Source organism: Streptomyces sp. NPDC048349 (assembly GCF_040651925.1).
In the GTDB taxonomy this organism is placed as follows: Bacteria; Actinomycetota; Actinomycetes; order Streptomycetales; family Streptomycetaceae; genus Streptomyces.
Window position 1 is genome coordinate 1 of sequence record NZ_JBEZLA010000096.1, and the last position, 18,593, is coordinate 18,593.

Here is an 18,593-nt window from a genome sequence, read left to right on the forward strand (position 1 = left end):
AGTGGGTGGGTGGAAGGGCAGGGCCCGGCGGCCCGGCCCGCCGGACCACCATCCTCGCGCACCGGCGGGCTCCCGGCGGCGGTCCGGGCCGCGGGGCGGGGGCCGGCGCGCCCCCCCCCGCCCCGGCGGGGGCGCCGCGCGGCGCCCCCGTTTCCTCGGTCGCCCGGACGTCCTGAAGCAGACCTCCTGAAGCAGACCTCCTGAAGCACCTCCCGCATCAGAGGTCCGGCATCAGACCTCCTGCGTCCGGCGCAGCAGCCACACAAGGTACGGGGCTCCGACCAGGGCCGTCACGATGCCCACCGGGATCTCGGTCGGGGCGAGCAGCCAGCGGCCGAGCGCGTCCGACGCGACCACCAGGACCGCACCCAGCACCGCGGCCATGGGCACCATCCGCGCCGTGCTGTTGCCCACGATGCGCCGGGCCAGGTGGGGGGCGACCAGTCCGACGAAGCCCACCGCGCCCACCGCCGCGGCCGTACCGGACGCCAGCACGGCGCCGGCGCCCAGGACGAGCAGCCGGGCCCGGCCCAGGTCCAGGCCCAGAGCGCGCGGCAGCTCGTCCCCGAGGGCGAGCAGGTTCACCGGCCGCGCCGCGATCACCAGCCCCGTCGCGGCCAGCGCGGGCAGGACGAGCCAGCCGAGCGCGGTGAGGTCCCGGGCGTACGTACTGCCGGACAGCCAGCCCAGTGCGGCCGAGATGTTCATCTGCGCGCCGACCACCATGATGTTGACCAGGGCCATGGCGGTGGCGGCGGCGCCGAGGCCGACCAGCACCACCCGGGTCGGGTCCAGGCCGCTACGACCGCCCTCCTTGCTCCCCCGGGCCACGAAGACCACGAGGGCGAGCATCAGCACGCCCCCGAGGCCCGCGGCGGCCGGGAGAGCGGCGAGCGGGGCGGAGGGCACGAGGAGGATGACGAAGACGGCGCCGAGGGAGGCCCCGCCGGTCACGCCGACCAGCCCCGGTTCCGCGAGGGGGTTGCGGACCACCGCCTGCACGGCGGCGCCCGCCACTGCCAGACAGGCCCCGGCCAGCGCGGCCACCAGGATCCGCGGCAGCCGGTACGACACCACCGCCTCGGTGATCTGCCCGGCGGAGCCGAAGAGCGCGGCCCCGAGCTGCCTCCAGCCGATGTGCACGTCGCCGACCCGCAGGGACAGCACCATGGCGACGCCCAGCGCGACGAGCCCGACTCCGAGGGCGAGGGTGTACGCGGGGGTCCTTCGGCCGTCCGAGACCGCGACGGCCGCACCCGTGTCGGCGTCGCCCGTGCTCACCCGCCGGGCGAGCAGCATGAAGACCGGGCCGCCGATCAGTGCGGTGACCACGCCGACCGGGATCTCGGAGGTGTAGACGGCGGACGGCGGCACGGCCAGTTGCGCGGCGGCGTCGGCCGCCAGCAGCACCGTGGCGGCCAGCACCGCCGCCATCGGGATGAGCAGGGCGTGCTTGCGGATCCCCAGCTGCCGCACCATGACGGGTGCGATGAGCCCGACGAAGCCGATCGGGCCGGCCAGTGACACCGCCGAGGCGGCGAGCAGGACGGCGATCAGGAAGGCGGCGGGGCGGATCCGCTCCACACGGACACCCATCGCCTCGGCCGTCTCGTCGCCCAGGGCCAGCAGGTCCAGCGGGCGTGCCAGCAGCGGCGCGGCCAGCGCGCCCACGGCGACGACCGCGCCGAGCGTCAGCGGGCGTTGCAGACCGGACTGCATCAGGGTGCCGTTGCCCCAGAAGAACAGCCCGCGGGTCGCCTGGAGGTCGAGCATCTGCAGGAACTCGGCGGCCGCGGTGCCGGCGAGGGCGACGGTCGCACCGGCGAGCAGGACCCGCCCGGGGGCGAGGACGCCCCTGCTGCTGAGCAGGTGGACGAGGGCGATGGCCAGGACGCCGCCGAGGAAGGCGGCGCCCCCGGCGGGCAGCGGGCCCAGGCTCACGCCGGTGAACGCCACCAGCACCACGGCGAAGTAGGCGCCGGCGTTGACGCCCAGGGTGTCGGGGGCGGCCAGCGGATTGCGGGTCGCGCCCTGGACGAGGACGCCGGAGACGCCGAGCGCGACGCCGACGACCAGACCGGTCAGCGTGCGCGGCAGCCGGCTGCCGACCAGGACGTCGCGGGTGTGGGGATCACCGTGGCCGGCGAGCAGCGCCGCGAAGTCGCCGAGGTCCACGCCGGAGGCCCCGAGGCCGAGGTGGACCAGGGTGACCAGGCACAGGACGAGGGCGAGGGCGCCGCCGACGAGCAGCGCTCGGGGGCGGGAGCCGGACGGCCGGCCGGGTAAGCGGCCGGCCGTCCGGGCGGGCAGACGGGCGGAGAGCGTCATCAGACCTTCAGGGCCTTGCCGGTCTCGTCGAGGATGTGCAGCGCCGACAGCGGGCCGCCGAACAGCCAGGTGCCGGGGTCCAGCGGGAGGACGCGGTCGTTCTTCACGAACTCCAGCCCCTTCCAGACGGCGTTGGAGGCGAGGTCGCCGGTGAACGGGTTGTCCTTGGCGCTGGCGACGTAGAGGAAGGTCGCGTCCGGCTCCGTCCTGGTCAGGCCCTCGACGCCGACCGTGGTCATGCCCCAGGCGTCCGGTTCGCCCTTCCAGCCGTTCTTCAGCCCCGCGAGGTTGAGCACCTGGGGGGCGATGGCGTCGTCGGTGAGCATGCGGACCGACGCGGTGCCGTTGGCGGTGAAGCCCTGTGCGACGGCGTACTTCAGGCCGCCCTTGCCGGCCTTGTCCAGCCGGCCCCTGAGGTCGGCGGCCCGGGTTTCGATCTGCCGGTTGACCTCGGCCGCCTTGTCCTGCTTGCCGACGGCCTTGCCGAGCTCGGTGAAGTTCTTCTTCATCGTCTCGAGCTGGGGCTTGGTGGTGTACTTGAACGACACGACCGGCGCGATGCCCTGGAGCGCCTTGAGGTTGGCCTTCGAGCGGTCGTCGTCGATCACGATGAGGTCCGGCTGCAGGGCCCGGATCTTCTCCAGGCTCGGCTCGTTGCGGCTGCCGACGTCCGTGGTGCCCTCGGCGAGGGCGGCGCCCTTCGCGGTGATCCAGGTGCCGTACCCCTTGTTGTCGGCGTTGCCCACGGGGGTGACGCCCAGTGCGACCAGTTCCTCGGTGTACGTCCACTCCAGCGTCACCACCTTCACCGCGGGCTTGTCCAGGGTGACCTGCCCCTGCGCCGTCTCCACGGTGATCTTGCCGCTCCCGCCCTTGTCCGCGGCGGGCTTGTCGGCTGCGGGCTTGCCGCCCGCCGCGTCCCCGGCCGTTCCGGAACCGCAGCCGGCGGCGGTCAGGGCGAGTGCCGTCGCGGTGGCGGTCGTCGCGAGGGCGCGCAGAAACCTCTGCATGGCGAACTCTCCTTGTGTGCGGGGTGGTTCTGCTTCAGGAAGTGGCGCAGGGCCCGGCGGTCGCGGCGGCCTCGTCGCAGCGCCGGGGGAAACAGGCGAGGTATCCGCTGTGCGGATCGCGTACGACGGTGACCTGCAAGCCGAAGGCGCCGTGGATGACGTCCGGGGTGAGCACCTCGTCCGGTGCCCCGCAGGCCGCGACGGCGCCGTCGGCGACGACGACCACCTCGTCGGCGTACGCCGCCGCCTGCATCAGGTCGTGCAGCACCACGCCGCAGGCGATGCCGTGTTCGCGGGCCAGCCGGCGCACGACGTCGAGGACCTCGAACTGGTGGCGCATGTCGAGGTAGGTGGTGGGCTCGTCCAGCAGCAGGACGGCGGCCCGCTGCGCCAGCACCATGGCCAGCCAGGCCCGTTGGCGCTCACCGCCGGACAGTTCGTCGAGGCGGCGGTCCACCAGGGGGGCGGCGTCGGTGACCTCGAGGGCCCACTCGATGGATTCGGTGTCCTCGCCGGTGTGCCGGGCGAGTGCGCCGCGGTGGGCGTACCGGCCGTGGCGCACGAGCTCGCGTACGGTCACCCCGGCGGGGGCGTGGGAGGTCTGGGGGAGGAACGCCAGACGCTGGGACAGGGCACGGCGGGCCAGCGAGCGGAGCGGCACGCCGTCGATGCGCACCTCGCCGCCGAGGGGCGGGAGGAGACCTGCCACGGTCCGCAACAGGGTGGACTTCCCACAGCCGTTGGGACCGACCAGTACGGTGATCGCGCCGGCCCGCAGCGTCAGATCCACCTGTTTGAGCACCGGGCGCCCCGCATGCCCGACATCGAGAGCGTCCGCCACCAGACGGACGTCACCTAAGGACACCACATGCCTCCCCATCGCCGGCCTGTCGGCGCCACCCTACAACTTAGGTAAGGCACACCTTAAGGATCGGCCAGGGTTCGCGCGGCTTGTGATCAGGTCGAGATCGTCCGCACCACCGCGCGCCCCCCTTCTCACGCACACTCCCCCTTGCTGGACAGCCACTTGATGGGTCATCAATTCCTGTCGACGCCGTTCCTCCCCCCGTGGGAGACCGGAGGGGCCGGGGCGTCTTGTCGCGGTGATCCGCGGTCGCTAGCCTCGCGCCCCAGACACCCCTACGCAGGGAAAGCGGGACGGATGCCCTCCGCAGTCACTCTTGCCGTCGTCGGTGCCGGGGACCGCGGAACCGGTCACGCGGCCTGGGCGCTCGCCCATCCGGACCTGGCCGCCGTCGTCGCGGTGGCCGAGCCGCGCGAACCGCGGCGCAGCCGGTTCGCGGCCGCCCACGGCCTGGACGCCGGGGCGGTGGTGGACGACTGGCGGGCGCTGGCCGCCCGCGGCCGCGTCGCGGACGCGGTGCTGATCTGCACGCTGGACCGCGACCACCTGGAGCCGGTCCTGGCGTTCGCCGCGCTCGGCTACCACATCCTGCTCGAGAAGCCGATGGCCCTGACCGAGGACGAGTGCCGGCGGATCGTGGCCGTCGTCGAGGAGGCCGGGGTGATCCTGTCCGTCGGCCACGTCCTGCGGTACACCCCCTACACACGGGCACTCAAGCGCGTCCTCGACTCCGGGCGGATCGGAGACGTCGTCAGCGTGCAGCACCTCGAGCCGGTCGGCTTCTGGCACCAGGCCCACTCCTTCGTGCGCGGCAACTGGCGCCGCGAGGACGAGGCCACCACCATGTTGATGGCGAAGTCCTGCCACGACCTGGACTGGCTGCAGTACGTGCTCGGCCGGCCGCCCGTACGCGTCTCCAGCTTCGGACGCCTCTCCCACTTCCGGCCCGACCGCAAACCGGCGGGCGCCGCCGACCGGTGTCTGGACTGCGCGGTGGAGAACACCTGCCCCTACTCCGCCACCCGCGACTACGGCGACCGCCTCGCCGGGGGCCGGCACGGCTGGCCGCTGAGCGTGGTGATCGACGAGTTCACCCCGCGCGCCCTGGAGACCGCCCTGCGCGAAGGTCCGTACGGACGCTGCGTGTACGCCTGCGACAACGACGTGGTCGATCACCAGGTGGTCGCCATGGAGTTCGACTCCGGGGCGACGGCCACCTTCACCATGACCGCCTTCACCGAACACGCGGACCGCCAGACCCGGATCTTCGGAACACGCGGCGAGCTGAGGGGGGACGGCAGGCAGCTGCGGCTCTACGACTTCCTGACCCGCGCCGAGGAGGTCGTCGGCCTCGGCCCCGAAGGGGCGATGGAGGCCGCCGGCGGCCACGGGGGCGGCGACGCGGGCTTGATGGACGCCTTCGTCGCGGCCGTTGCCACCGGGGACCCCGGCCTGGTGAAGTCCGGTCCGCGCGAGTCCCTCACCAGCCATCTGACCGTGCTGGCGGCCGAACGCGCCCGGCGCGACCACACGGTCGTGGACATCCGGCCGTGAGCCTGGCGATCGATCGATCGATACGATCGCCCAGGAAGGTGAACGAGCCATCTTCACGCGCCTCTTGAACGATATTTCGCGCGCATGCTACAAACCGGTCAGCGGGCGTCCCCTCCCACCCCGCTCCCCCGCGTGTCACCGCTTCACCGCCGAGCGGTCGCCTGCTGCTGCGCAGACGTGCGCACGCGCGCGGCCCGCCCTGTGCCGAGGCGGCCGCGCCCCAGTCCTGGAGGCTCCATGGCCGGCCCCTGGTCCCGCCGTTCCTTCCTGCTCGCCGGACTCTCCTCCGCCGGCGCCCTCACGTCGACCGGCGCCGCATCCGCATCGGCATCCTCATCCGCTACGGCCGCGGCCGCAGCCGACGAGTACGAGACCCTCCGCCTCAGGTGGCGGGGAATGCTGCTGGGCAGCGGATTCGATCCGGCGGCCGAGCCGTTCGCCGGGAAGCTCGCGCTGTTGGGTACGCAGGCCTACGAACACCGCGCGGCCATGGCGCCCGTCAGCGGTTCGCTCTGGCCTGACCTGCCGCTGACCCTCTCCAGCTCGATCACCGGCAGTTACGCCCGGCTGGCCACCATGGCCCAGGCGTACGCCCAGCCGGGTACGGGCCTGACCGGCAGTGCCGCGCTCGCCGCCGGGGTCACGACCGGCCTCGACCACCTCTACCAGGAGGTCTACAACCCGGCGAAGAGCCGGTTCGGCAACTGGTGGGACTTCCAGATCGGCTCGCCCCAACTCCTGCTGGACATCTGCGTACTCCTCCACGACCAGCTCTCCGCCGCCCGGCTCGCCGACCACCTCGCGGCGGTCGACCGCTTCGTCCCCGACTCCTCGGTCACCCACTACAGCGGCACCAGCACCGGCGCCAACCGGGTGGACCTGTGCCGCTCGCTGGCCCTGCGCGGCATCCTCGGCGGGAACGCGCCCAAGATCGCGCTGGCCCGTGACGCCCTGTCCCCCGTGTTCCCCCTCGTCACCAGCGGAGACGGGTTCTATGCGGACGGCTCCTTCGTCCAGCACACCTACCTGTCCTACACCGGCTCCTACGGCGCGGTGCTGCTCGGCGGCCTGGCCGGGCTCTTCTCCTTGCTCAGCGGTTCGACCTGGGCGGTCACCGACCCCAACCGGCGGCTCGTCCTCGATTCGGTGGAGAAGTCCTACGCGCCGTTCCTCTACAACGGCCTGATGATGGACGCGGTGTCCGGGCGCGCCACCAGCCGCGGCAACCCGAGGACCACCCCGTACGGATTCCAGGGCGGCGACCACGGTCGCGGCCACGGCGTGCTCGCCTCCATCGCGCTGCTGGGCAGCGCAGCGAGCAGCGCGGACGACCAGCGCTGGCGCGCCCTGGTGAAGGGCTGGATGCAGCGGGACTACTACAGCCCCGTGCTGGGCGACACCGACCTGAGCGTCGCGGCGCTGGCCAGGCTCAAGGCCGTCCAGGACGACAGCGCCGTCAGCGCCCTGCCCGAGCCGACGGGTCACCGGCTGTTCCCCAGCATGGACCGCGCTGTCCACCGCCGGCCCGGCTGGGCCGCCTCGATCAGCATGGCCTCGAAGCGGATGGGCCTCTACGAGACCGGCAACGGGGAGAACCTCCGCGGCTGGCACGCCGGCGCGGGGATGCTCCAGTGGTGGGGGGACACGTACGGCAACGGCCAGTACACCGACGCCTTCTGGCCGACCGTGGACCCGTACCGGCTACCCGGGACCACCGTCTCCCGCACACCGCTCGCCGATGCGGAGGGCGGCGCTTGGGGGCTGCCGCGGCCGGACGTCAACTGGGTCGGCGGCGCCACGGACGGGGAGTACGCGGCCCTGGGACAGTTCGTCCGCGGGCTGTCGAGCACGCTGTACGCCAAGAAGTCCTGGTTCTGCCTGGCCGATGCGATCGTGTGCCTGGCGGGCGCCGTACGCAGCACCGACGGCGCCGCGGTCGAGACCGTGGTCGAGAACCGCAACCTGGGGGCGACCGGTGCACAGGCCCTCACGGTGGACGGGGTGGCCCAGTCCACCGCACTCGGCTGGTCGGCGACGTTCACGGGGGCCCGCTGGGCGCAGATAGCCGGACACGGCGGGTACGTGTTCCCGGGCGGGGCCACGCTCAGGGCGCGGCGCGAGGCGCGCACCGGTTCCTGGCACGACATCAACACCGGCGGCACCACCGACCCGATCACCCGCCGGTACGTGACGCTCTGGTTCGACCACGGCGTCGACCCGGTGGACGCCGCCTGCTGTCACATCCTGCTGCCGGGGGCCGGCCCGGCCGCCACCGCCGCCCGGGCCGCCGACACCGGCTGGCTGAAGGTGCTGGCCAACGACTATGCCCAGCAGGGCGTCCAGGTCGCCTCGCTGGGCGTCACCGCGGTCGCCTTCTGGTTCGCCGGGACCGTCGGCGCGCTCAGCGCCGACAAGCCCGCCTGCGTCCTGGTGCGGGAGCACGGCGACGGCACGGCGACCGTCTGCGTCAGCGACCCGATGCGCATGCAGACCGGCCTCACCGTCACGTGGAACCGTCCGGTGGCCTCCGTGCTCTCCCGACCCGCCACGGTCGCCTCGGCCACCACCGGCTCCGCGCTCGGCCTCACCTTCGCGGACCTCACCGGCCAGGCGGGAGCCACCCAGAAGATCACCGTCCGGCTCGGCTGAGCGGACGCCGGCCCCGTACCGGCCTCAGGCCTTCGTGCTTGAGGCCGTGGTGCTTGAGGCCGTGGTGCTTCAGGCCATGGCGCTTGAGGCCGTCGTGCTTCAGGCCGTCGTGGCCGCCCGCGTCCAGGCGGCGTCGCGCAGCAGGCGCAGGCCGTTGAGGCCGACGATGACGGTCGATCCTTCGTGGCCCAGCACGCCCAGCGGCAGCGGCAGGTGTCCGGCGAGGTCCCAGACGACCAGGACGGAGATGAACGCCCCGGCGACGACCAGGTTCTGCACCACGAGGCGGCGCGCGGCGCGGGACAGCGCGATCACGGCCGGTACGGCGGCCAGTTCGTCGCGGACGACGACCGCGTCGGCCGTTTCCAGGGCGAGGTCGGAGCCGGCGCGGCCCATGGCGATGCCGGTGTGGGCGGCGGCCAGCGCCGGGGCGTCGTTGACGCCGTCTCCGACGACGAGGACCCGGTGTCCGGCGGCCTCGCACGCTCGGACCGCGGTGACCTTGTCCTGGGGCAGCAGACCGGCGCGGACGTCGGTGATGCCGAGCTCCGCGGCGAGGCGGCCCGCGGCGCGCGGGTTGTCGCCGGTCAGCAGCACCGGCGCCGTGCCGGTCAGCGTGTGCAGCGCCGTGACGGCGGCAGCCGCGTCGGGGCGCGGCCGGTCGGCGAGGCCGAGCACGCCGACGGGGATCCCGTCGCGCTGTACGAGCACGGCGGTGCGTCCGCTGCCCTCCAGTTCCTCCACCACCGCCGCGGCCTGCGCCGAGGCGGCCCGGTGGGGGGATCGCTCCAGCAGCCGGGCGGGGGCCCCGGCCGTGATGACGTGGCCGCCCACGGTGGCCGTCACTCCCGATCCGGGGACGGAGTCGAAGTCCGTGGCGGCGGGCGGGTGCAGGTGGCGTGCGCGGGCGGCGGCGGTGACGGCGCGGGCGAGGGGGTGTTCGCTGGGGCGCTCCGCAGCGGCCGCCAGGGCGAGCAGCGCGTCCCCGGTCAGTCCGGCGCCCGCCAACGGCCGGACGTCGGTGACGCGGGGGGTCCCTTCCGTGAGGGTGCCGGTCTTGTCGAGGGCGACGGCGTCGACCTGACCGAGGCGTTCCATCACGACGGCCGACTTCACCAGCACGCCGTGGCGCCCGGCGTTGGCGAGGGCCGACAGCAGCGGCGGCATGGTGGCCAGCACCACGGCGCACGGAGAGGCGACGATCATGAAGGTCATGGCCCGCAGCAGGGAGCCGGTGAGGTCCGCGCCGAACGCGAGCGGGACCAGGAACACGGCCGGCGTGGCGAGGACCATGCCGAGGGAGTAGCGCTGTTCGACCTTCTCGATGAACAACTGGGTCGGCGCCTTGGTTTCGGAGGCCTCCTCGACCATCGCGACGATCCTGGCGATCACCGAGTCGGCGGGATCCCGCTCGACGGCCACGCGCAGGGCCCCGGTGCCGTTGAGGGTGCCGGCGAACACCTCGTCCCCGGCCTCCTTGAGCACCGGCAGCGGCTCGCCGGTGATGGTGGCCTGGTCCACCTCGCCGGCCCCGTCCAGGACCCGGCCGTCGGCCCCGATCCGCTCCCCGGGGCGGATCAGGACGATGTCGCCGACCGCGAGGTCCCCGGTGGCGACCGTCTCCTCACGGCCGTCCCGGGTCAGCCGGGTGGCGGTGTCCGGCGCGAGGTCGAGCAGGCCGCGCACCGCGTCCTGGGTGCGGGCGGTGGCCAACGCCTCCAGGGCCCCGGAGGTGGCGAAGATGACGATCAGCAGCGCGCCGTCCCTCACCTGTCCGATCGAGGCCGCACCGAGCGCGGCGACGATCATCAGCAGGTCGACGTCCAGGGTCTTGTCCCGTAGCGCCCGGAGTCCGGCCCAGGCCGGCTCCCAGCCGCCGGTGGCGTACGCGGCGGCGTACAGCGGGGCCCACGCCCAGGGCGGAGCGCCGGTCAGGTGGAGCGGCAGGGCGATCAGGAAGAGCAGCAGCGCGGCCGCGGCCCAACGGGCCTCCGCCAGCGCGAACACCCGTGTACGGCGCCGCGGAACCGCCGCGGAGGCGGCCGAGGGCGCGCGTTGCGGACGCTGGAGCAGGACTGGGGGCATGACGGAGCAACCCTTCGCGGGCCGGGGGACGGCTACCCCTCCACCATACAAGAACATCTGAAGAGGTCTTCATATGTCACCGGTAAGATGGCCGCCATGGGCCACGGAACGGACGCCAGGAACACCGCCACGACGCGCGAACGCCTCGACGCCGTGGGGACGGCGGACGTGGCGGCGACCCTCCAGGCCCTGGCGACCCCCTCGCGGCTGCACATCCTCGCCCGCCTCCAGGAAGGCCCGTGCGCGGTCGGGGACCTGGCCGAAGCGGTCGGCATGGAGCCGTCGGCCTGCTCCCACCAGCTGCGCCTGCTGCGCAACCTCGGCCTGGTCGCCGGCGAGCGGCGGGGCCGCTCCATCGTCTACTCCCTCTACGACCACCACGTCGCCGAACTCCTCGACCAGGCCCTCTTCCACGTGGAACACCTGCGCCTGGGCCTGCACGACAGGGTCTCCCCGGAAGCACACTGAGACCCCGGGGGTGGCGCCGCCGCCGCGCCGCCACCCCCGCACACCGGTTACTACCAGGACGACTTGGTGACCCCGGGCAGGAATCCGGCATGCGCCTGCTCACGCATCCGGACCCGGGAGAGCCCGAACGTGCGCAGGTAGCCGCGGGGGCGGCCGTCCACGCCGTCGCGGTTGCGCACCCGGGTCGCACTCGCGTCGCGCGGCTGCTTGCGCAACTCGGCCAGCGCGGCCCGGCGCTCGGTCTGCGTCGAGGAGGGCCGGCGCAGGACCTCCTTCAGCTCGGCGCGCCGGGCGGCGTGGCGCTCGACGACCGCCTTGCGCTTCTCGTTCTGCGCGATCTTGCTCTTCTTCGCCATCAGACCTTCACCCCCCGGGCCCGGATCCGGGCCACGGCCGCCTCGACGCCGATCACGTCGACGGTCTTGATCGCCTTCGCACTGAGGGTGAGGCGGACGTACCGGCCTTCGCTCGGCAGCCAGTAGCGCTTGCGCTGGATGTTGGGGTCGAAGCGGCGCGAAGTGCGCCGGTGCGAGTGGGAGATGTTGTTGCCGAAGCCCGGCTGGGCTCCGGTCAGCTGGCAGTGGGCGGACACGGTGTCACCTGGCCCTCTCGGAAGTCGACGGGTTATTGGAAACGATTTCCATTCCCGTATAGTAGCGGCATGGCACGCAACGAAGTACGCCCGATCGTCAAGCTCCGCTCCACCGCGGGCACCGGCTACACCTACGTCACCCGCAAGAACCGGCGGAACGACCCGGACCGCATGGTGCTGCGCAAGTTCGACCCGGTCGTCCGCCGGCACGTCGACTTCCGCGAAGAGCGCTGAGCCGCCCGCCCCACCCCAACGCCACCCCAGCCAAGGACATCGCCATGAAGCCCGGCATCCACCCCGCCTACGGCCCCGTCGTCTTCCGCGACAAGGCCGCCGACTTCGCCTTCCTCACCCGCTCCACCGCCACCAGCGAGAAGACGGTGGAATGGGAGGACGGCAACACCTACCCCGTCATCGACGTCGAGATCTCCTCGCAGAGCCACCCCTTCTACACCGGCACCGCCCGGGTGCTGGACACCGCCGGCCGCGTCGAGCGCTTCCAGCGGCGGTACGGGAGCTCCGCGTGAGCCTGGCCGTCGTCATCGTCGGGGGGCTGCACTCCGATGCCCGCCACACCACCGTGGAACGGCTGCTCGCCACCGTCCCCGGGAGCGTGGCCCTGCACCACGACCTCTCCACGGCCGCCGAGGGCACCGTACGGCGCACCGTGCGCGACGCCTCGGGAATACTCAGCTCCGGTGAGGCACCGCTCGTCAACGACTGCGCCTGCTGCGCCCTGCGCGAGGACCTGGTGCCCGAGCTGTGGCGGCTCGCCGACGGCGGGTCGACCCGGCTCGCCGTCGTCGAGCTGTGGGACTCCGTGGAGCCGCGGGCGATGGCCGAGGTCGTCGCGGCGCACGGCGGCGAGCGGCTGGACCTCGGCAACGTGATCACCGCGGTCGACCCGGCCCTCGTCCTGCCGTACCTGTCCAACGGGGACGACCTCGCGGAGGCGGGGCTCGCGGCGGCGGCCTCCGACCGGCGGACGGTCGGGGACACCTGGGCCCGGCAGCTCGAATACGCGCCCGTCCTGGCCCTCGTCGACAGCGCCGACGCGGACGACGAGGACCGGGCCCTGCTGGCGCAGCTCCACCCGACCGCCCGCCGGGTGGAGACCGGGTCCCTCGAACTGGCGCGGCTCGCCTTCGCCGGATTCGATACCGAGGCCGCTGCCGCCGCGCAGCACCCGGCGTGCGCGCTGCTGCCGCAGGAGGCCGACGAAGCCGGGGTCGCCACCCTCGTCTGGCACCGCCACCGGCCGTTCCACCCGGAGCGGTTGTACGAGGCGCTGGAGGACCTGGCCTGCGCGGCCGCCCGCAGCCGCGGCCGGTTCTGGCTCGCCGACCGGCCCGACACCCTGCTCGCCTGGGACGCCGCGGGAGGCGCGCTCTGCGTGGAGGACAGCGGCCCCTGGCTGGCCTCGCTCCCGGACGCCGCCTGGGAGATGGTGCCGCCGGTGCGCCGGGCGGCCGCCGCGCTGGGCTGGCATCCGGACCACGGCGACTGCTGCCAGTACCTGGTGTTCACCTCCCCCGGGCTCGACCGCGGCGGGCTGGAGCGGCTCCTCGACTCCTGCCTGCTGACCGATGCCGAGTTCACCGCCGGCCGCGAGGGGTGGAAGCGCCTGCCCGCCGCCTTCGACGCCCTCCTCGCCCCCGTCCCGTAAGTCCCGTACGACGTACGACTCTTCCACTCCCCGTTCCGAGGACTCTCCATGACCCGACGCGCCATCCCGCGCAAGCCCGTGAAGTCCCGCCCCAACCCGCTGGACGCCGCGGAGATCACCTACATCGACTACAAGGACACCGACCTGCTGCGGAAGTTCATCTCCGATCGCGGGAAGATCCGCAGCCGCCGCGTCACCCGCGTCACGGCCCGGCAGCAGCGACGGCTCGCCGCGGCGATCAAGAACGCCCGCGAGATGGCCCTGCTGCCCTACGCCGGCAGGTAGCCGGACACCCGTCGGGCCCGTGGCAGACCCGAGGCCGTCCACGGGCCCGAAATCCGCCCCGACCGTACCGATCCGGCCGTCGGGCGTCGTGAAACAGTCCCTCCCCCTCCGGACCGGGCCCAAAGGAGCTCGCGCGGGTTACGGTCGTATGACCGTTTGCCGAAACCGGTACGTATTCCTCGTCGGGGAGGAACAGCTGGGATGAGCAACGCACCTCTGTACCTGGAACCGCGGCTGGCACCGCGGCTGACGTCTTTGCTGGATGCGGCCTCCTTCCTGCATGCGCTCGTGGACGGGCTCGGATCGCCCCTGAACCTCGTACTCCCCCAGCAGTTCGCCGACAACGCGGCCAGATTCGGCTCCGTGCTGCGCCGGCACCACCTGCGCGGCCGGGTCTGCTTCGCGCACAAGGCCAGTCGGTCGCGCGCCCTGGTCCGGCACCTCGCCACGACCGGAGCCGCCCTCGACGCCTCCTCGCTCGGCGAGTTGAGGCACGCCCTGGGCGCGGGATTCACCGGGGACCGGATCGTGGTGACCGGCCCCAAGGACCCCGAGGCACTGTGGCTCGCCGCGCGCTGCGGGGCCGTCGTCCACGCCGACGGCGCCATGGAGCTGGAGGACGCGGCCCGGATCGTGGGCGCGTTCGGCCTGCCGCGCCTGCGCGTGATCCTGCGGCTGTCCGAGTTCGAAACGTCCGGCGCCAGGGTCCTGTCCCGCCGCAGCCGCTTCGGTACGGCCGTCAAATCGCTGAACGACCTGCTCGACGTACTGGACCGCCACCAGGACGCGCTGGAACCGATCGGGGTGGGCTACCACCTCGACACCACGAGCCTGGACGAGAAGGCCACCGCCCTCGAAGGGTGCCTGCGGGCGATGGAGGAGCTGCAGGTCCGCGGGTTCGGGCCGCGGGTGGTGGACGTCGGCGGCGGCTTCGGCGTCACCTATCTGGCGCACGCCGCGCAGTGGGACCGCTACACCACCGAGCTCACCCACGCCGTCATGGGCCGGCGCCCGCCGCTCACCTGGGGCGGCCACGGTTACGGCCTGCGCGTCGAGAACGGCACGCTGCGGGGATCCCTCGGCCTCTACCCGGCCCACCGCCCGGTCGCCGGCGCCGCCTACCTCGACGCGCTGCTGTCCCGTCCCGCCCCCGGCCTCGGACGTCCGTTCGGGACCCTGCTCCTGGAGAGCATGTACGACCTGTACGCCGAGCCCGGGCGGGCGTTGGCGGACCAGTGCGGGCTCACCCTCGGGAGGGTGCTGGAGGTCCGGGCCGGCGGGGCCGGGGAGCACCTGGTCCGGCTCGCGCTGAACGCGGGTGACGTGGGTCTGGAGGACCACGGCGTGCTCGTGGACCCCGTCCTGGTCCCCCGCGACGGCGCCCCGCCGGAGGCGGCCGGGCCGGTGGGGGTGTACCTCATGGGCAACCTCTGCCTCGAGGCGGACCTGATCACCCGCCGGATGGTCTTCCTGCCCCGGCTGCCGCGACCGGGCGACCTCCTCGCCTTCGCCAACACCGCGGGCTACTGCATGGACTTCACCGCCACCCGCGCCCAACAGCAGCCCCTGGCCCGCAAGGTGGCCGTCCGGCAGGAGGACGGTCGGGAGGAGGGCCGCGCAGGGGACCGAGGGGGCACAGGGGCCTGGAGTTGGTGCCTCGACGAGCAGTACTGGCCGGTCACAGCCACGGGGGGACGGCGGACATGAGGTACGACAGCATCACCGAGGCCATCGGCAACACCCCGCTGGTCCGTATCGACCCGGCCGTGCACGGCCTGCGGCACATCGACCTCTACGCGAAGCTGGAGATGCTCAACCCGTTCGGCTCGCTGAAGGACCGGGCGGCCTGGCACATGGTCCGCTCCCTGCTGCAGGACTCCCCGCCCGGCGCGGCGACGGTCGTCGAACTGTCCAGCGGGAACACCGCCAAGGCCCTGGCCCTGATCGCGGGCCTGCACGGACTGCCGTTCAAGAGCGTCACCAACCGCATGCGGATCCCGGAGGTCAAGGATCTGCTCCTGCTGCTGGGAGCCGAGATCGAGGAGCTGCCCGGGCAGAGCGAATGCCTCGACCCGACCGACACCGAAGACCCCCTGACCCGCTTCCACCAGCGGCTCAGCAGCCCGGACAGTACCCTCCTCCACACCGACCAGTACTTCAACCCGCTGAACGCCGAGGCGCACGCCCAGGGCACCGGGCCGGAGATCGTCGCCGACCTGGACGGCCGGGCTCCGGACTGGTTCTTCGCCTGCGTGGGCACGGCCGGCTCCTCGACGGGGGTCGCCCGCGCGCTGCGCGCCCACGACCCGGCCGTGCGGGTGGTCGGGCTGGTCGGGGAGAAGTCCGACTTCATCCCGGGCATCCGCACCCTCGACGAGGTGCAGGAGGTGGGCCTCTTCGACCCCGCCACCTACGACGCGATCGAGGCGGTGAGCTCGGACGAGGCCATCGACGGGATGGTGACGCTGATGCGCCGCTGCGGACTGCTGGCCGGTCCGACCGGCGGGGCCGCGTACCTCGGGGCCGTGCGCCACCTCCGGCCGCTGGACACCCCGGCGGCCGGCGGCCGGCGCAGGACGGCCGTCTTCATCGTCTGCGACCGTGCGGAGAGCTACCTCGGCTACGTGCGGCAGCGCCGTCCGGAGCTGTTCGGCAGGCCACCGGCGAAGAACTCGGTGACCACGCTGACCGAGGCCGAGGTCCGCTCGGCCCGCGTCGTCGAGGTCGCCGAGGCGCAGAAGTGGATCGAGGACCGGCGACCGCTGGTGGTCGACCTCCGCGGCCCGTTCGCGTACGCCGCCCTGCACATCGACGGCGCCGTCAACATCGTGGACGAGCTCTTCGACGAACTCCTGCGCGGCGGCCTGCCCTTCGGCACCCGCCGCCCGGTGCTGCTGACCTGCCCGGTCGGTGAGAAGTCCGCCCGGTACGCGGCCCTGCTGACGCGCATGGGGCACCCGGACGTGCGCAGTCTCGCCGGCGGCATCGTCGCCTGGCGGGACGCCGGGGCCCCTCTGGTGCGGGACTGACGTGGCGGCCGCCGCCGCCGAGGAGATCGAGGAGCTGGCCGCGTGGCAGCGCGGGCTGCGCGCCCAGTTCCCGATCATCGTCGGACATCCCCACCTGACCTATCTGGACAGTGCGGCCACCGCCCAGAAGCCGCAGGCCGTCCTGGACGCCGTCCACACCTACCTCACCACCTCCAACGCCAACGCCGGCCGGGGCTCCTACCCCTGGGCCAACACGACGACCGCCCTCGTGGAGCGGGCCCGCGACCGGGTCGCGGAGTTCCTCGGCGATCCGGGGCCGGACCGGTCCTCGGTGCACTTCACGAGCGGGGCCACGGACGGGCTGCGCACCGTCGCACGGGAATGGCTGCCCGGGCTGCTGGCGGACGGCGACGAGATCGTCGTGCCGTTCGCCGACCACGAAGCCAATCTGGCGCCGTGGCTGGAGGCGCGGGAGCTGCTGGCCCGCCAGGGGGTCCGGATCCGGGTACGGGAACTGCCCTGCCAGGCGGGCTCCGGGGACTACGATCCGCAGGCCCTCGCCGGGATCGTCGGGCCGCGCACCCGGTTCGTGGCCGTGACGCACGTGCACCACGTGTACGGGGCGGACATGAACGTGCACCGCATCCGGCAGGCGGTCGGGCCCGATGTCCCCATCTGTCTGGACGCCGCCCAGAGCATCGGGCACCTCCCGGTGTCCGTGGCCGAGCTCGACGTGGACTTCGTGGTCTTCTCCGGGCACAAGGCCCTCGCCCTGCCCGGAACCGGTGCGGTCTGGGCGCGGGACCGGCGGGGGCCCGCCTTCCGGCCCGGCGGCTGGAGCGGCACGCCGAACACGGTGGGCATCGCCTCCCTGGCGGCGGCCCTGGACTGGCTGGACTGCGCCGGGGTCGACCGCATCGAGCGCTGGACCGTGGCGCTGACCGCCCTGCTGACCGACGGGCTGGGGCGGCTGCCCGCGTACGAGGTCCTCGGCTGCCGATCGAGCCTGGCGAGCGCGTCCGAGGTGCAGCGGCGCCGGAGCATCGTCACCTTCCGGCATCGCGGGATCACCGCCCAGGACCTCGGGTTCATCCTGTTCAGCCGCGGCATCATGGTGCGCTCCGACGGCCACTGCCAGGCGGGCGGCAGCGCCCGGGAGTCCTCGGTACGGGTGAGCCTGCACGTGCACAACACTCCTGAGGAGGTACGGGAGTTGCTCACCACCCTCGCCAGTCTGCAATGATTTCCATTATGGAGATGAGGACGATGAGGGCCCGGACGGCAGCGCGCTGGGTGGAGCGCTGGGAGAGTCAGCAGCAGCGGTACGCCGTCGACCGCGAGGAGAGGTTCACGGTCATCACCGACGTCGTCGAGCGGGTGACGGGCGACCGGACCGCCCCCCTGGTCCTCGACCTGGGCAGCGGCCCGGGAGCCCTGGCCGCGCGGCTGGCCGACCGGCTCCCGGACGCCGAGGTGGTGGCCGTCGACGCCGACCCCCTGCTCCTCGAACTCGGCAGCTCCCACTACGGACCGGCGCTGCGCTACGTCGAAGCCGTGATCGGCAAGGCGGGCTGGCTGGAGGCGCTGGCCCTGGAGCGCCCGATGGACGCGGTGGTCTCGGCGACGGCCCTGCACTACCTGGGCGAGTCGACCCTGCGACGGGTCTACCGGGAACTGGCCGAACTGCTGCGCCCCGGCGGTGTCCTCGTCAACGGCGACCACATCCGCCCGGACGAGCCGCGCATCGCGGAACTGGCCCTCCATGTCGGGGAGCGCCACTCCGCACGCTATGTGGACACCACCGAGGACTGGGAGTCCTGGTGGGCACAGGCGGCCGCCGACCCGGAGCTGGCACCGCGGCTCGCGGAGTGCGGGCCCGGCCGGCATCCGCACTGCGAGGGCAACGACCTGACCCTCTCCGGGCACGCCGCCCTGTTGCGCGAGGCCGGCTTCCGCGAGGTTGGCTCGGTCTGGCAGTTCGGCCACAGCCACGTCATGGTCGCGGTCCGCTAGGGGGTGTCTGACGGAGGTCCGTGGTGAAGGAGCGGTGTCCGGTGCGTGCTCTCGGCGTGCCGGCCGGATGCCCCCGTACTGGACGTAC

The 18,593-nt window shown here is 73.3% G+C and carries 17 protein-coding genes; 11 read left to right on the forward strand and 6 right to left on the reverse strand.

Annotated features, from left to right (window positions below):
* Positions 1–231: 231 nt before the first annotated feature.
* The 3 genes from AB0D44_RS32255 to AB0D44_RS32265 are packed head-to-tail and all read right to left on the reverse strand — an operon-like array spanning position 232 to position 4,203.
* Entirely contained in the window at positions 232–2,328 is a 2,097-nt protein-coding gene (locus tag AB0D44_RS32255) for an iron ABC transporter permease (RefSeq protein ID WP_362597771.1), read from the reverse strand.
* The gene (locus tag AB0D44_RS32260; protein ID WP_362597773.1) at positions 2,328–3,338 is read right to left on the reverse strand and encodes an iron-siderophore ABC transporter substrate-binding protein; all 1,011 of its coding nucleotides are present in this window, start codon (positions 3,336–3,338) and stop codon (positions 2,328–2,330) included. Before AB0D44_RS32260 ends, AB0D44_RS32255 begins: the two co-directional genes overlap by 1 nt.
* 34 nt (positions 3,339–3,372) lie before the next feature.
* Entirely contained in the window at positions 3,373–4,203 is an 831-nt protein-coding gene (locus AB0D44_RS32265) for an ABC transporter ATP-binding protein (protein WP_362597774.1), read from the reverse strand.
* A gap of 297 nt (positions 4,204–4,500) precedes the next feature.
* Here AB0D44_RS32265 and AB0D44_RS32270 point away from each other — a divergent pair, with 297 nt between their 5' ends.
* Positions 4,501–5,757, forward strand: coding sequence for a Gfo/Idh/MocA family oxidoreductase (locus AB0D44_RS32270; RefSeq protein WP_362597776.1), 1,257 nt, complete (start codon positions 4,501–4,503; stop codon positions 5,755–5,757).
* Between the two features lie 237 nt (positions 5,758–5,994).
* Complete coding sequence (locus tag AB0D44_RS32275; protein WP_362597778.1) at positions 5,995–8,406, forward strand: polysaccharide lyase 8 family protein; 2,412 nt, start codon at positions 5,995–5,997, stop codon at positions 8,404–8,406.
* 99 nt (positions 8,407–8,505) lie between these two features.
* On the opposite strand, the gene AB0D44_RS32280 is transcribed toward AB0D44_RS32275, so the two are convergent.
* Positions 8,506–10,491, reverse strand: coding sequence for a heavy metal translocating P-type ATPase (locus AB0D44_RS32280; protein WP_362597780.1), 1,986 nt, complete (start codon positions 10,489–10,491; stop codon positions 8,506–8,508).
* A gap of 96 nt (positions 10,492–10,587) precedes the next feature.
* On the opposite strand from AB0D44_RS32280, the gene AB0D44_RS32285 reads away from it, so the two are divergent.
* Positions 10,588–10,959, forward strand: a complete 372-nt coding sequence (locus AB0D44_RS32285; RefSeq protein ID WP_362597781.1) for a metalloregulator ArsR/SmtB family transcription factor — start codon at positions 10,588–10,590, stop codon at positions 10,957–10,959.
* A gap of 50 nt (positions 10,960–11,009) precedes the next feature.
* On the opposite strand, the gene rpsN is transcribed toward AB0D44_RS32285, so the two are convergent.
* Together rpsN and rpmB are read right to left on the reverse strand one after the other, a co-directional pair.
* Positions 11,010–11,315, reverse strand: a complete 306-nt coding sequence (rpsN, locus tag AB0D44_RS32290; protein ID WP_362597784.1) for a 30S ribosomal protein S14 — start codon at positions 11,313–11,315, stop codon at positions 11,010–11,012.
* The gene (gene rpmB, locus AB0D44_RS32295; protein ID WP_362597787.1) at positions 11,315–11,551 is read right to left on the reverse strand and encodes a 50S ribosomal protein L28; all 237 of its coding nucleotides are present in this window, start codon (positions 11,549–11,551) and stop codon (positions 11,315–11,317) included. The genes rpsN and rpmB overlap by 1 nt, the downstream gene beginning before the upstream one ends.
* Positions 11,552–11,620: 69 nt before the next feature.
* On the opposite strand from rpmB, the gene rpmG reads away from it, so the two are divergent.
* The 8 genes from rpmG to AB0D44_RS32335 all read left to right on the forward strand — a co-directional run bounded on the left by rpmG (position 11,621) and on the right by AB0D44_RS32335 (position 18,505).
* Positions 11,621–11,785, forward strand: coding sequence for a 50S ribosomal protein L33 (gene rpmG, locus AB0D44_RS32300; RefSeq protein WP_030162346.1), 165 nt, complete (start codon positions 11,621–11,623; stop codon positions 11,783–11,785).
* A gap of 44 nt (positions 11,786–11,829) precedes the next feature.
* Positions 11,830–12,078, forward strand: a complete 249-nt coding sequence (locus AB0D44_RS32305; protein ID WP_362597790.1) for a type B 50S ribosomal protein L31 — start codon at positions 11,830–11,832, stop codon at positions 12,076–12,078.
* A complete protein-coding gene (locus AB0D44_RS32310) occupies positions 12,075–13,217 on the forward strand; it encodes a GTP-binding protein (RefSeq protein ID WP_362597793.1) in 1,143 nt (380 codons plus the stop codon). Before AB0D44_RS32305 ends, AB0D44_RS32310 begins: the two co-directional genes overlap by 4 nt.
* A 48-nt stretch (positions 13,218–13,265) precedes the next feature.
* Positions 13,266–13,502: a 30S ribosomal protein S18 gene (gene rpsR / locus AB0D44_RS32315; protein WP_362597796.1), complete on the forward strand. Its 237-nt coding sequence runs from the start codon at positions 13,266–13,268 to the stop codon at positions 13,500–13,502.
* Positions 13,503–13,703: 201 nt separating this feature from the next.
* Complete coding sequence (locus AB0D44_RS32320) at positions 13,704–15,209, forward strand: Y4yA family PLP-dependent enzyme (protein ID WP_362597799.1); 1,506 nt, start codon at positions 13,704–13,706, stop codon at positions 15,207–15,209.
* Positions 15,206–16,531 carry a pyridoxal-phosphate dependent enzyme gene (locus tag AB0D44_RS32325; RefSeq protein WP_362597802.1) on the forward strand — a complete coding sequence of 442 codons (1,326 nt, stop codon included), beginning with the start codon at positions 15,206–15,208 and terminating at the stop codon, positions 16,529–16,531. Before AB0D44_RS32320 ends, AB0D44_RS32325 begins: the two co-directional genes overlap by 4 nt.
* Before the next feature lies 1 nt (position 16,532).
* Positions 16,533–17,735: an aminotransferase class V-fold PLP-dependent enzyme gene (locus AB0D44_RS32330; protein ID WP_362597805.1), complete on the forward strand. Its 1,203-nt coding sequence runs from the start codon at positions 16,533–16,535 to the stop codon at positions 17,733–17,735.
* Positions 17,736–17,743: 8 nt separating this feature from the next.
* Positions 17,744–18,505 (forward strand): class I SAM-dependent methyltransferase, encoded by a 762-nt coding sequence (locus AB0D44_RS32335; protein WP_362597808.1) that lies wholly within the window; start codon positions 17,744–17,746, stop codon positions 18,503–18,505.
* Positions 18,506–18,593 lie beyond the last annotated feature (88 nt).